Origin of the sequence: Synechococcus sp. PCC 6716, assembly GCF_022570815.1 — a bacterium.
Taxonomy (GTDB): Bacteria; Cyanobacteriota; Cyanobacteriia; order Thermosynechococcales; family Thermosynechococcaceae; genus Thermosynechococcus; species Thermosynechococcus lividus.
Genome location: NZ_JAKLTU010000006.1, coordinates 1 through 12,627, shown reverse-complemented (window position 1 = coordinate 12,627; position 12,627 = coordinate 1). Strand labels below are relative to the sequence as shown.

Genomic DNA, 12,627 nt, shown 5'->3' with positions numbered 1-12,627 from the left:
TGACACTGCAAAAGGCGTTGTACTCCTAGAGCCGAATGGCAGGGGCGTGCCCCCTTTTTGGTAATTTAAGATCGTTGGTTGCTAGATAGTTGAACACCCGATGACCCCCTCTCCCCCTTCTAAACCCACCATCTGGCAAACTGTCCAACCCATTCTCTTGCGAGAAGCCATCGTCTTCCTAGAGGGGATCACTCACCTCCTTGGTCAAGCTACGGCACAGCTTAAGACAACAGCGAGTAACCAACACATTCCCTCGGCACAACTGGCTGCAGAAGCGTCTTGGCTAGGAAAACTTACCCCTTGGTTACAACGTCTTGGCACGCTATGGTGGCAGGCGATGGGCTGGCTGCAACAGCGCTTACCCAGTGGCCTCAGAGAGCGCTATAGCCGTACCACCTTAACAGCGATCGCCCTCGGCATCCTTCTGCTCCTGCTTTGGCTGAATCCCCTGAGTTGGTTTCAGGCTCCTGAGCGTCCTACGATCAGCCCTAGTACCCCCCGCCCTCGCCCTGAGGTTCCCAGTACAATCTTGGTACAGCCGCGGCGATCCACGAGCGTTGAGCCGCCTCCTGCGCCAACCCCTGTACCAACGGTAGCCCCTGTAGCGCCTGCTGCGGTAGCGCCCCCCAGTCCTTCGCCCGCTCCCATTCCTAGCGATACGGCGACCGTTCGTCAGCAACTGTTGGCCATCTGCGATCGCTACAGTAATGCCCTTGATCCCACCCTCACCCTCAATCCTAGCGACCATCGACTCGATCTGATGCTGGCAGCGGGTTGGTACGACCTCAGTGCCGCCAAGCAAGATCAACTCGCCCAAGCACTCTGGCAGCAAGCCCACGATCTGGGCTATACCACCGTGGTGATTACAGATACCCAAGGTCAGCCACTGGTTCGTGAGCCAGTGGTGGGCAACAACGCCATTGTGGTTCGCCGCAAGCTACCCTAGAAACTACACACCGCCCGTCTGTTTTGCCACCTAGGATAGTTCAATGAGCGATGTTAGCCTCTCCCCCGAAAAGCGTAAAGCCCTTGACCTTGCTGTAACCCAAATCGAGCGCACTTTTGGCAAAGGCAGCATTATGCGCCTTGGGGATGCCACGCGCATGAGAGTGGAAACCACCTCCTCCGGCGCCCTCACCCTTGACTTGGCCTTGGGGGGCGGCTTGCCTAAAGGACGGGTGATTGAAATCTATGGCCCAGAAAGCTCCGGTAAAACCACCCTTGCTCTACACGCCGTTGCAGAAGTGCAAAAGTTAGGTGGCGTGGCGGCCTTTGTCGATGCAGAGCATGCCCTTGACCCCACCTATGCCGCTGCCCTTGGCGTTGATATTGAAAACCTGCTGGTGGCCCAACCAGATACTGGGGAAGCGGGTCTAGAAATTGTGGATCAACTGGTGCGTTCTACCGCTGTTGATGTGGTGGTGGTGGACTCAGTGGCGGCGCTTGTGCCCCGTGCCGAAATTGAAGGGGATATGGGAGATAGCCACGTTGGCCTGCAGGCACGGTTAATGAGCCAAGCCCTGCGCAAAATTACCGGTAACATCGCGAGAACCGGTTGTACAGTGATCTTTTTGAACCAACTGCGGCAGAAAATTGGTGTCACCTACGGGAACCCGGAGACCACCACGGGAGGCACCGCGCTCAAGTTTTATGCATCGGTGCGCTTAGATATTCGCCGTGTGCAAACCCTGAAAAAGGGGACGGAGGAGTTTGGGATTCGCGCCAAAGTCAAGGTGGCGAAAAATAAAGTTGCCCCCCCATTCCGTATTGCTGAGTTTGACATTATTTTTGGCAAGGGTATTTCTAATCTGGGCTGCATTTTAGATATGGCGGAAGAAACGGGAATTATTACCCGCAAGGGGGCATGGTACTCCTACAACGGGGAAAACCTTGCTCAAGGCCGCGACAATACCATTAAGTACATGGAAGAGAACCCCGCCTTTGCCCAAGAGGTGGGGCAACTGGTACGCCAAAAACTAGATCAAGGGGTGGCTGTTTCTGCCAATACGGTGGTGCATCCCCACGAAGAGCTACCGGAGGAATGAGAAAAAAGAGACCCCACACCATACGCATACGGTAAGAGGGCGGGGTCAAAGACGCAGTTAGGAGGTATCTTGCTTCCTTACCATAAGGGCACCTGCTGCAAAGGAGTGGGGTTTTCACCAATTCTTTAGATTTGACGCGATTGACTGTTACAAAACACTGAAAACTGTTGTCAAAGCTACAATTCTCTCGCGTCATCCATTTGCCCATCGGTTGGATGTGCCAGTGGGACTCTACCCTATAGGTGGCTAGCCGTGTATGCACCTGTTCGGCTGCAAAACAGACAGTATCATAGGAAGGCGAAATTTCAGCAGCATTGAGCGTCCATATATGATCCTTGGCGATGAGCAGCGGGATATTTTGATTATTGGTGGCGGCACAATGGGGTTAGCGATCGCCATCGAGCTAGCACTGCGCGGTGTGCGTCCTACCGTTCTGAGTCGCCAATTTCGGGAGGCGGCGCTCCATGCTGCGGCAGGGATGTTAGCGCCCCAAGCGGAAGGGCTACCTGCGGGGGCAATGTGGAACCTCTGTACCGCGAGTTGCAAACTCTATCCGGCATGGATTGACAAACTAGAGCAACTGACTGGGATGGATGCGGGCTATTGGGCCTGCGGCATCTTGGCTCCTGTGACGGATCCGCAACGGCGCGATCGCCACCACCCTATGGAACCCGATAGTTGCTGGCTAGAGGCAAGGGAATTGGCGCAGAAGCAACCGGGGTTTGCCGACACCGTCTTAGGGGCATGGTGGTTCCCTCAGGATGGCCAAGTCAATACCCGCAATCTTGCTAAGGTGCTGTTGAGTGCCGCTCGCATTCTTGGTGTCGAAATCATTGAAGGGGTACAGGTTCAGCACTGGCATCAGAATCGCCAAGGGGAGATTACAGCCCTACAGAGCGATCGCGGACGTTGGTTGGCCGGTGCCTACGTGCTGGCCACCGGCGCATGGAGTCAGGCACTGTTGCCAATCCCTGTGACCCCTCGCAAAGGACAAATGCTGGCGCTGCACCCCCCCGCCGCCCCGTTCCTCAACCATGTTATTTTTGCAGATCAGCTATACCTTGTGCCCCGCCGCTCCGGCAAAATTGTGGTGGGAGCCACCAGTGAAGATGTTGGGTTTCAGGATGGAAATACCGTGGCAGGGTTACAAACCCTCCTGAACCGTGCCACCGCTGTCATGCCAACTCTGGTTGACTATGAAGTGATTGATACATGGTGGGGCTACCGACCCGCCACGCCAGATGAACTGCCTATTTTAGGGCAAGGGCCTGCAACCAATCTTTACCTTGCCACAGGGCACTACCGCAACGGCGTACTCTTGGCTCCCATCACGGCAAAACTCTTGGCTAATTTAGTGTTGCACCAAACCAGCGATCGCCACCTCAAGGCTTTTTCATGGCAGCGGTTTGCCTCTAACCACGATAGCGGTATTGCCCCATCACCCCCTTCAGCCCATGGACATCCTTGAGCGATCGCCCCAACGCTTGATATTGCGCAACCGCCCTTGGAAAGGATGGCTGGCAGGGATGCTACTCGTGATTGGTGGCTCAGTTCCCGTTTGGTTGACCGCCACATACGAACTGCTTTGCCGTCACGATCACATGCCCATCGCCGCGATTCAAAATATCGATATTGCCCAAGAATGGCGCTCTAGCCGTGGACGGCGCAACCGAGTATTTCAGGTACAACTGCAAACCACGGGGGGAACAGTGCGCTTTGGAGAGTTTGAGGGTGGTGAAGCACAGCATCAGCAAATAGCCACTCAAGCGGTTATTCGAGCCTTCCGGGATAATACCTATACCTAGTTCCCCAGCAAAATCTTGCCCCCTCATCCCTCAATCCCTTCTCCTACTCATCTAGAGTATAGGCTTGCAGGTATTCAAGGGGCTGGGCTTTGAGGAGGCGCTCTGCCCGGCGAATCTCGCTGTCACTCCCTTGAATGAGCACTAGATACTTCCCCTGTTGTAACCGCGTTTCAAAGGGTGTTCCCGATCGCCCGGCAATGACCACTTTGAGTCCGCCGCCAACGGTTAAACTGCCCAAGGCTCCGGCAACTGCCCCAAAAAGTCCCCCAATTAAACTATTATCTAGGCGGTTGAAGCCAGGCAGAATATCAATTTGGGTGGCTTGGTTAAAGGTAAACCCCGCAAAGAACCCAAAGGGCACCAGCCAAAGGAGCATTCGCTGCATTTGCTGACGCGCCGTCGCAAAGGGATCTTCGACTCCCGCCTCTGACCATTGTTTATAACCCCGCCCCAATAGTTTTACCTTGGCCATCGGAAAGCCATCGGTTTCTAAGCGGGTATAAATAGCTTCTGCACCAAGGCGATCGCCCACCGTTGCAACCAAGACAGTCTTCATCAAAAACTCCTTGTGGAAACCCCCACCTCGCACCGCAGGTGGCGGAGGAAACAAGCGTCAGGCAGCGGGATTAAATGCCCCACTGACTGACAATCTCTGCGGGCAACTGACCAAAATACCCGTGGCGCGATAGAGTAGCTCAACCTTGGCAGCACTAAACTGCCCAATACGCTTCCAAGTAAACTCAGAAACAGAAACTTGCCGAGTCGTATCCCCACTCACATAGCCCACCGAGACGCAACCTGCCATCTCAGCCCGCACTAGATCCCCTTTCCGGAATCCATGGCGGGTTACTGTGCCCCCGTATTTGCGACGTAGACCCTTTTTACTGGGAACCGTAAGGTGCAGTTGCCTGCGACTGATGGGTGGCCGTTTAATCACCACAAATGGGGCAGATGTGAGCTTAACCTTTCCAAACCAAAGATAACCGTGACTGCGTTTCCGGTGGAAGGGACGATACTCGATGAAGCATCCACAAGCTAGGGCGATACCATCTACCGCATGGGTTTGGGGAATTTGTTCTGCTTTGTCCTGAGACGTCTTCAATCCCAAGGCAGAGCGAAGTTGAGCGGTGCCATTGCCGTCCGGCTGCCACCCGTCGCGACTGTAGACGGGGGCAATCTGCTCCATTTTCTCAATGGCGTAGGTTTGCCCTACCATGACCGGAGAGAAACCTTTCCCAGAGTTTGCTCCCTTTCGACCTGCGGTTAAGTCCACGTCGGCGCGAACTTTCTCGTAGCCAATGGCAGCAATGGGGAAGAGTCGAGATAACTCCTGAACCACCCGAAACTCTAAGTCTCGGTTGGCGCGGATGCTGGGGGCGACTGTCTGCTGTCTACGGTTGTTAAATCGCTTTTGGCGATGATTCCGTAATTGAAAAGGTAACTCTCGATGAATCCGCCGACTGCGGCGAGAACGCCGTAGCATTCTGCGATTATCCATCCGTGCCCGCACCTTGGGGTAGGGGAGTTCTAGGTGGGACTGGAATAATGTCGCTTGAGCGGATTGAACGGCAATCCCTGAATAGAGTTTGCCGGGATCGACTCCAACCACCATGGGTTGAGTCTTACGACCCGATGGTTCGGCGGTTAGGCGCACGGCCTTAAGGCGGAGATTTGTTTTTACCCATGTTGCTCTGCCTTGCTCTACCCACCGTTGAGCGCGACTACTCTTAGTGGGCATGGCGGGAGTACCATCAGGGTTTTGGACGGGGRTGCGTTGCATGGAAGATAATTCCAAAACTACAGGTCTCTTAAGCCAGTTAGTACGGTGTTGCTGGGCTGAACCCACTCCCTGAGATTCCAGAGCCTTACAGATAATCCGATTTAGAGAAGCAACCGGAAGTGTTGCCGTACTAACCTTGGTGGCCGATTCGCAGCTACGACCGGGTTATCTCCGGTCACTCCCCCACCTAGCATCCGCCGAGGTGGGGGTCATTGAACGATTTAGGACACTAAGTACAGCGAATACTAAAGTCACAGCTAGCTACGATAGAGGAAATATCCTTCGACAATAACCGATGCCCCCCCTATTTTCCCACTTTCGCCGCTATTTTGCTGATCTGGGTCTTGTCTTGATGGCCAGTACCGTTGCCAGCATGGTTGTGGTGGGCGTGCGCAGCGTAGGGGGGCTACAGCCATTGGAACTAGCGGCCTACGACCGGCTCATGCAGCTACGCCCCTTTAGGGGGTCAGATCCGCGCCTACTGGTGGTGGCCATCACCGAAGCAGATATTCAACGCTACCGCGCCCTTTCCTTGCCGGATCAAGTCTATGCGGAACTGCTGCAAAAGCTCTTGCAGCACAACCCGCGCGCCATTGGCTTAGATATTTATCGTGACTTTCCCGTAGAACCCGGTCATCAAGCGCTCAATCGCGTGTGGCAAAGCTCCGATCGCCTGTTTGGGGTGATAAAGGTGGGGGATGATACCCATCCGACGATTCAGCCGCCACCAGCGCTCAGTGCGGATCAAGTGGGGTTTAATGATGTCACGGTTGATGCGGGGGGAATTGTCCGCCGCAATCTTTTGTTTTTAGCGGATGATCAGGGCAATCCTCTTTACTCCTTTTCGCTGCGTTTAGCCCTGCGCTATCTTGCGGACGAGGGAATTGAGCCGCGCGGTAGTGATGCTGACCCCAATGTGATGCAATTGGGGCAGACGGTGTTTACGCCGCTACAGCCGAATGACGGCGGCTATGTCGGTGCCGATACCGCAGGCTATCAGGTGATGCTCAACTATCGCGGGGATAATCGTGCGGTGGCATGGGTTCCCCTTGGGGATGTGTTGGCAGGGCGGGTTGCGCCAGCGTTAATTCGCGATCGCGTGGTGCTGGTGGGCAATATTGCCGAGAGTGGCAAGGACTTCTTTTACACCCCCTTTAGCTCCAGCTTGCGGGATGATCAGCGGATGGCGGGGGTGTTTATCCACGCCCAAATGGTGGGGCAATTCATTGATGCTGGGCAGGGGCAGCGGTCGATGATCTGGTTCTGGCCAGATTCGCTGGAAGTCCTGTGGATGGTGGTCTGGTCTCTGGTGGGGGCAATCTTGGCATGGCGGGTGCGACATCCCTTGGGGTTGGCGATCGCCGTTGGCCTGAGTCTGACGATTTTGCTAGTCAGCTGCTATGGTCTGTTCCTAAAGTTGGGCTGGGTTCCCCTCGTGCCACCCACCTTAACGCTGCTGCTCTCGGGCGGAACAGTGGTGACCTACACTGCGCAACAAGCGCAACGGCAACGGCAGATGGTGATGCGACTGCTGGGGCAAAGTATGTCGCCCGAAATTGCTGCCGCCATGTGGGAACGCCGCGATGAGCTGCTTAAGGACGGAAAATTACCCGGTCAACGGCTCATTGCCACCCTACTGTTTACCGACTTGAAGGGCTTCAGCACCATTTCTGAGGGGATGGAACCTGAGGAACTCTTTGATTGGCTCAACGCCTACCTCGAAAAAGTGGCGGATGTGGTTCAAAGTTACCATGGCGTGATTAACAAGTTTACTGGAGATGGCATCATGGCGGTGTTTGGGGKGCCCTTTCCCCGGACAACGCGCGAAGGCATTGCTGCCGATGCTCGCAATGCGGTAGATTGTGCCCTTGCCTTAGGGCGACTACTAGAGCAACTGAATCAAGGGTGGGCAGCGCAGGGGTTACCCCAAGTCATGATGCGGGCGGGGATTTACACCGGCCCGATTGTTGTGGGTAGTTTGGGCAGTAAAAACCGCCTAGAGTACGGTGTCATTGGCGATAGCGTTAACACAGCCTCCCGCCTTGAAAGTGTAGATAAACATCGGCAGATGAGTCCCTGCCGGATTTTGGTTGCCCAAGAGACCCTTGACTATTTAGGCGATCGCTACGACACGGAAGCGTGGGGGCCTCTTGAACTCAAGGGCAAAGAGCGCAAAATTCAGGTATTTCGGGTACTGGGGGTACGTAAAAGCGGCAGCTTACCGAAAAGGGGAGAGTTTGAGAGGAGATTGCAAAGCCCCTGCGATTCATCCACGGGGATGTAGCCATCTCTTCTCACGTCCGTTGCAGCGATGCGCGGAAACGGACACTCAATCTATCGGACAAAACCGACCATCGTTGCATACACCCGTACTCCTGATTATGGCAAAATAAACCCATAAGATTTAGTCTGATTGCCCATAATTGTTCTGGAAACCAAGCTCAGGGGGAATCCAAATCAGTTCGCGCTGATTGATGACGCGATTAGAACGGCTCAGTTCATTCGCAACATATGTCTGCGCTACTGGATGGGGGCGTTGCTGAATAGACGTATGATCTTCGGGTTTGAGTCTTTTGCCGCCCTCACCCTAGCCCTCTCCCAACGGAGAGGGAACAAGACTCTTAGCTCCCTTCTCCTTGGGGAGAAGGGTTGGGGATGAGGGTAATTCATAGCCACATTCAGCAACACCAGTTATTGCAACCCCGTGTAGTCATTCCGTGGCACTTTCGCACCGCCACATCTGATCCGAACAATTGCGATTTAACGGGCTTAGATGACTTTTTATCAGTAATGGAAGGCACCCCTGTGCGGTGGAGTGGCAGTAGCTCCCTTGCAGCCTCAGCGGGGAATTTACCACACACAACAACGATTCAAATTCTCAGCGTGTAATACGTGTCGTGACACTCCCCGCCGTGGAACGGCGAGGCTTCTCTAAGTTAGGCTAGAGCAAAACCAATCTGCCCTAACTTGACCTTAGAAGGGGCTGCCACAGCCCCTCTACACACTCCACTCAAATCGATATTGAGCTTTGTGCTTACCTTTCTCATGATATTGCAGGCTCCATTACAGTCTGCATTGATGAGCCATCCTTGCGCAGTTCGGTACAGACCTCTAAGAATTCGTTTTCCTGATGCCTTCCACCCTTCAGGTTTTTCGCCGAACGTAGGCAAGAAGTCGTTATCGAAAAACGAGGCTTGAGACGTATACGATTCTTCGGTTTCGACTAATCGAATCCCGAAAATTAAACAAAGCTGCTTAATTCGTCCAAACACTTTGTAGTGCGGAATTTGCACGAACTCCTGATTCATTTTTGCACCCAAATTGATTTCATCTTTCTGCCCGTTGTTTCGACCGTAGATGATAGTATCGATGTCGTTTTCCAAGCAGAAGTTGACGACCCACCGTGCTGTTTTGTTGATGTAGTCTCGCACGTAGCAATTTCGCTTATGGGTATTAAGTTGGATTCGCTTCGAGGTCGCACCCTTCATGGATGGCTTGCCATGAGTCAGAATCGATTTGAATTTGGCAACCTGCTTATTGAACCATTGGTTTCGAGATGTCAACCCTCTACCATCCAGCACAAAGGCAAGTCCAGTATTTGTCACGCCGGTCAAGAGGTTATTCAGGCCTGGGTCAAGCGCTAAAACGTTCTCAGGACACAATTTGCAGCATTGAGCAGTCTTGCCCATCGTGAAGTGAACATACTCAACAACCCACTGCCCATTCGCCGGAATGAATCGCAGTTCTCGGATCTGCACATCCTTTAATCGTTCTGGTAACGGGATGTAGAACGCATCTCTTCCAAATGCAGCTTTTCCACCGTTACCCAAAGGAACTCGAATCAAGCCTTTCTCTACTTTCAGGGATTGCCCCGTGAATACGACTTGATACAACCCGCCTTTGGTGCGGTATCGCGGCAATTTTGGTTCATGGTCGAACTGCCCCAGTTTGAACAGTTTTGAGAGTGATTTGAAGCTTTTGAACGCCTCATTCACAGATTTCAACACTTGCTGTGCAGCCTGAGAATGTAACAGCTTCCCGTTTTCACTCTCCTTCAGTTTTGCGTAGAGGTTGACGTACTTCAGAACCTTGAACGGTTTCCGTCCTTGCTCAAAGAAGTATTGTCGAGACTCATACACACCTTGGTTGTAGAGATTGTTGGCAAGACGCGCTAACTCAGTAAGCAACTGAGCAAGCTGCTTGTCAGGTTGAAAAACATCTTTTTGGACGGCTAAAAACATCATTGGGTTAAGATGGCATGCAGTTATTATAGATGCCGATTTACGCGAATAGCAACCGTATGAGAGAAGATGGCATACAGCTAAAATCGACTCGTCATTGCACGTATCAGTCAGGACATCACTTTGTCTGGAGAAGAATGTCAAGACTGATTCTGCCTACTGCCGTAGGCGCGGGAACCGTTCTGTATCCCCGTCGGGAACGAGCGAGGTTTTATCCGGTTCCCGAACCCTCCGGTTTCTATAAGTAACGAATAATCTTTTTAAGAGAGTAAAAGGCGTGATTCGCCAGATATTAGCCAGATGTTTAGTACCTATCTAGTCTCTATTCGATGAATAGCCGCTCAGGAAATGGTGGTTCAGCCCCACAGCCCCTACTTGATTCTGGCAACGAAGCAAGGTGAAGCAGGAGGTCAGCCCCACATCCTGTAGCCTAGGCAGCGCGTTTGACGAGGGAGCGAATGACGTTATCTTTCATCATTAGCAACCGCGAGGCTTGCAGCAGTAGCTCACGCGTTTGCTGAAGACTCATGGCACCGACCTGCTCTTCCATCACTCGCATTTGGAACTCCTGCTCGAAGCTGAGATCAACATTCAGCTCTGGGAATCGTTGTTCCATAGGACGTAACTCCTTACTCCATTAAACATGGTATGTGTATGTTAAAAAATATAACAAACACATTGACAAAGTTGCCACTCAATGAATAGCATCCTCTTCCTGAAGAAAGTGTCCAAGATGAACAGTTTATTCAACTAGTGGCAGGGTATCGCCAGTGGTGGGCGATCGCGGATGCGCTGTTTGAGGACGATAGACCTGCTAGACTGAGCAACAACGGCGGATGTGGAGACAAGTATGCGGCTTGGTGAACTGGCGGAACGGTTTGGTGCCTCCCTAGATGCAGTTGAGCTTAGCGATCGCCCAGTGTTGGGGGTCGCCCCCCTTGAAGCCGCAACAGCAACCGATGTGTCATTTTTGGCGAATCCGAAGTACACACCGCTATTGCAAACGACATCTGCCGCTGCTGTGTTTGTGGGGGTTGATTTCCAAGGGGCGGCGGCCTGTCCATTGTTACGGGTGCCTCATCCCTATCTTGCCTTTGCCAAGTGTATTGAGTTGTTTTATCCCCAACCCCAACCGTTGGGCAAGATTCACCCCACCGCTATTCTGGGAGCAGACGTGGAGCTGGGGGCAGAGGTCACCATTGGCCCTTATACGGTCATTGGCGATCGCGTCCGCATTGGCGATCGCACCGTGATTCATAGTCACTGCACCCTGTATGACAACGTGGTTGTGGGGGCTGAGTGCTTAATCCACAGCCATTGTGCCCTGCGCGAAGGCGTGCAACTGGGCGATCGCGTCATCTTGCAAAATGGTGTGGTTTTGGGGGGAGATGGCTTTGGCTATGTACCTCTGCCGGATGGGCGGCACTATAAAATTCCCCAAGTGGGGACAGTCACCCTAGGGGATGATGTCGAAATTGGCGCCAGTACCACCATTGATCGAGCGACTCTCGGTGCCACCACCGTAGGGGCAGGCAGTAAAATTGATAACCTGACCATGGTGGCACACAACTGCACCATTGGTAAAAATACGATTCTCTGCGCCCAAGTAGGACTGGCTGGCTCCACCCATATTGGTGATCAGGTGATTTTAGCGGGGCAAGTGGGGGCAGCGGGGCACCTCACTATTGGCGATCGCGCCATCGTCTCTGCCAAATCAGGCATCAGTGGCTCTGTACCAGCCAACGCCCGCATGGGGGGCATTCCTGCCATGGAGCAACGTCTTTATTTACGAGTTTCTGCTGCACTCAAACAGTTACCCGACCTCCTGAAGCGCGTGCGTACCCTTGAAGCAAAACTGAAAGACTGAACGAAAACCGCTTCGGCAAACAGAGCAGTTGGGTAAAAACGGTAGCTGTACGCTTTCTCCATGCGTATAAGTGAACTACCGCTCATCATCGCTACGCGATAGATAAGCGGCTTCCTTGTTCAACGGGGACAGCATCTAGCAAAACCGAAGTTTTACCAGATGTCTTACGTCCCCTCCCAAAGGCAGTAGAGCTAGTTCCTAACTCCAATATCCGCAAGGCTTCATTTCTTATGTTGATTGCAGCATTTATATCCCTATCATGCTCTGTATTACAAACATCACAAGTCCAATTGCGAACCTCAAGCGGTAGGCTACCCACTTGATTCAGGCAAACATGGCAGGTTGTTGAAGAAGGAAAGAAACGATTGACTTCGATATATATCTTTCCTGCTCTTTCAGCTTTGTACTTGAGCATGGTGCAAAACATCCCCCAGCCAGCATCACTAATCGCTTTAGCGAGGTTGGGATTGCGCACCATCCCCTTCACATAAAGATTTTCTACAGCAATCACTTGGTTTTCGTTGACTATCTTGCGGGATAGCTTGTGCAGAAAATCTTCACGACAGCGAGCTATTTTATGGTGAACGCGAGCGACTCGCTTTCGAGCTTTATCTCGATTGTTGCTTCCCTTCTGTTTGCGAGAAAGCTTCTTCTGTTTGCGCTTTAGGTTACGAGCATGTTTGAGATCACTGCCGAGGGTTGTCGAACTTCGAGCCATCGCTAGTAATTGCGAAGTGCGTCAACCCCAGGTCAATTCCTATCGCTTTCCCCTCAGCACTGGGAATAGGTTGCTCTTGACCATCATCAACTAGAAGGGACACATAATACTTCCCGTCTGGATTGAGAGAAACCGTAGCCGATTTGATTTGTCCCTCAAATTAGATCGGAA

At 52.8% G+C, this 12,627-nt stretch carries 12 protein-coding genes; 7 read left to right on the top strand and 5 right to left on the bottom strand.

Translation table 11 applies throughout. From position 1 onward, the window contains the following. Window positions 1-100: 100 nt before the first annotated feature. The 4 genes from L5220_RS05160 (at window position 101) to L5220_RS05145 (ending at window position 3,850) form a co-directional block, all read left to right on the top strand. Window positions 101-946, top strand: coding sequence for a hypothetical protein (locus tag L5220_RS05160; RefSeq protein ID WP_499572136.1), 846 nt, complete (start codon window positions 101-103; stop codon window positions 944-946). Window positions 947-989: 43 nt separating this feature from the next. Next, window positions 990-2,045, top strand: coding sequence for a recombinase RecA (gene recA / locus L5220_RS05155; RefSeq protein WP_448515515.1), 1,056 nt, complete (start codon window positions 990-992; stop codon window positions 2,043-2,045). A 328-nt stretch (window positions 2,046-2,373) separates the two neighbouring features. After that, window positions 2,374-3,513, top strand: a complete 1,140-nt coding sequence (gene thiO / locus L5220_RS05150) for a glycine oxidase ThiO (RefSeq protein ID WP_499572134.1) — start codon at window positions 2,374-2,376, stop codon at window positions 3,511-3,513. Next, on the top strand, window positions 3,476-3,850 hold the full coding sequence (locus L5220_RS05145) for a hypothetical protein (RefSeq protein ID WP_499572132.1): 375 nt from the start codon (window positions 3,476-3,478) through the stop codon (window positions 3,848-3,850). Before thiO ends, L5220_RS05145 begins: the two co-directional genes overlap by 38 nt. Before the next feature lie 43 nt (window positions 3,851-3,893). Here L5220_RS05145 and L5220_RS05140 read toward each other — a convergent pair whose 3' ends face one another. Then, window positions 3,894-4,406, bottom strand: a complete 513-nt coding sequence (locus tag L5220_RS05140; RefSeq protein ID WP_499572130.1) for a hypothetical protein — start codon at window positions 4,404-4,406, stop codon at window positions 3,894-3,896. Between the two features lie 57 nt (window positions 4,407-4,463). Beyond that, on the bottom strand, window positions 4,464-5,630 hold the full coding sequence (locus tag L5220_RS05135; RefSeq protein WP_499572128.1) for an RRXRR domain-containing protein: 1,167 nt from the start codon (window positions 5,628-5,630) through the stop codon (window positions 4,464-4,466). A gap of 295 nt (window positions 5,631-5,925) precedes the next feature. Between L5220_RS05135 and L5220_RS05130 the strand changes: the two genes are divergently transcribed. Together L5220_RS05130 and L5220_RS05125 are read left to right on the top strand one after the other, a co-directional pair. Then, entirely contained in the window at window positions 5,926-7,914 is a 1,989-nt protein-coding gene (locus L5220_RS05130; RefSeq protein WP_499572126.1) for a CHASE2 domain-containing protein, read from the top strand. A 371-nt stretch (window positions 7,915-8,285) separates the two neighbouring features. Next, on the top strand, window positions 8,286-8,519 hold the full coding sequence (locus tag L5220_RS05125; protein ID WP_499572124.1) for a hypothetical protein: 234 nt from the start codon (window positions 8,286-8,288) through the stop codon (window positions 8,517-8,519). A 47-nt stretch (window positions 8,520-8,566) separates the two neighbouring features. Here the strand turns inward: L5220_RS05125 and L5220_RS05120 are convergent, their stop codons facing one another. Together L5220_RS05120 and L5220_RS05115 are read right to left on the bottom strand one after the other, a co-directional pair. Further along, window positions 8,567-9,874 (bottom strand): RNA-guided endonuclease InsQ/TnpB family protein, encoded by a 1,308-nt coding sequence (locus L5220_RS05120; protein WP_499572120.1) that lies wholly within the window; start codon window positions 9,872-9,874, stop codon window positions 8,567-8,569. 427 nt (window positions 9,875-10,301) lie between these two features. Next, window positions 10,302-10,487 carry an NblA/ycf18 family protein gene (locus tag L5220_RS05115; RefSeq protein ID WP_099799364.1) on the bottom strand — a complete coding sequence of 62 codons (186 nt, stop codon included), beginning with the start codon at window positions 10,485-10,487 and terminating at the stop codon, window positions 10,302-10,304. A 234-nt stretch (window positions 10,488-10,721) separates the two neighbouring features. Here L5220_RS05115 and lpxD point away from each other — a divergent pair, with 234 nt between their 5' ends. Further along, window positions 10,722-11,738, top strand: coding sequence for a UDP-3-O-(3-hydroxymyristoyl)glucosamine N-acyltransferase (gene lpxD, locus L5220_RS05110; RefSeq protein WP_499572118.1), 1,017 nt, complete (start codon window positions 10,722-10,724; stop codon window positions 11,736-11,738). A gap of 91 nt (window positions 11,739-11,829) precedes the next feature. Here the strand turns inward: lpxD and L5220_RS05105 are convergent, their stop codons facing one another. Continuing rightward, a complete protein-coding gene (locus L5220_RS05105) occupies window positions 11,830-12,456 on the bottom strand; it encodes an RNA-guided endonuclease InsQ/TnpB family protein (RefSeq protein ID WP_499572116.1) in 627 nt (208 codons plus the stop codon). Window positions 12,457-12,627 lie beyond the last annotated feature (171 nt).

What these genes read in the sequence shown, in the direction of transcription:
- L5220_RS05160 (WP_499572136.1), top strand. Translation starts at nt 101, where the DNA reads ATGACCCCCTCTCCCCCTTCTAAACCCACCATCTGGCAAACTGTCCAA.
- recA (WP_448515515.1), top strand. Translation starts at nt 990, where the DNA reads ATGAGCGATGTTAGCCTCTCCCCCGAAAAGCGTAAAGCCCTTGACCTT.
- thiO (WP_499572134.1), top strand. Translation starts at nt 2,374, where the DNA reads ATGATCCTTGGCGATGAGCAGCGGGATATTTTGATTATTGGTGGCGGC.
- L5220_RS05140 (WP_499572130.1), bottom strand. Translation starts at nt 4,406, where the DNA reads ATGAAGACTGTCTTGGTTGCAACGGTGGGCGATCGCCTTGGTGCAGAA.
- L5220_RS05125 (WP_499572124.1), top strand. Translation starts at nt 8,286, where the DNA reads ATGAGGGTAATTCATAGCCACATTCAGCAACACCAGTTATTGCAACCC.
- L5220_RS05120 (WP_499572120.1), bottom strand. Translation starts at nt 9,874, where the DNA reads ATGATGTTTTTAGCCGTCCAAAAAGATGTTTTTCAACCTGACAAGCAG.
- L5220_RS05115 (WP_099799364.1), bottom strand. Translation starts at nt 10,487, where the DNA reads ATGGAACAACGATTCCCAGAGCTGAATGTTGATCTCAGCTTCGAGCAG.
- lpxD (WP_499572118.1), top strand. Translation starts at nt 10,722, where the DNA reads ATGCGGCTTGGTGAACTGGCGGAACGGTTTGGTGCCTCCCTAGATGCA.
- L5220_RS05105 (WP_499572116.1), bottom strand. Translation starts at nt 12,456, where the DNA reads ATGGCTCGAAGTTCGACAACCCTCGGCAGTGATCTCAAACATGCTCGT.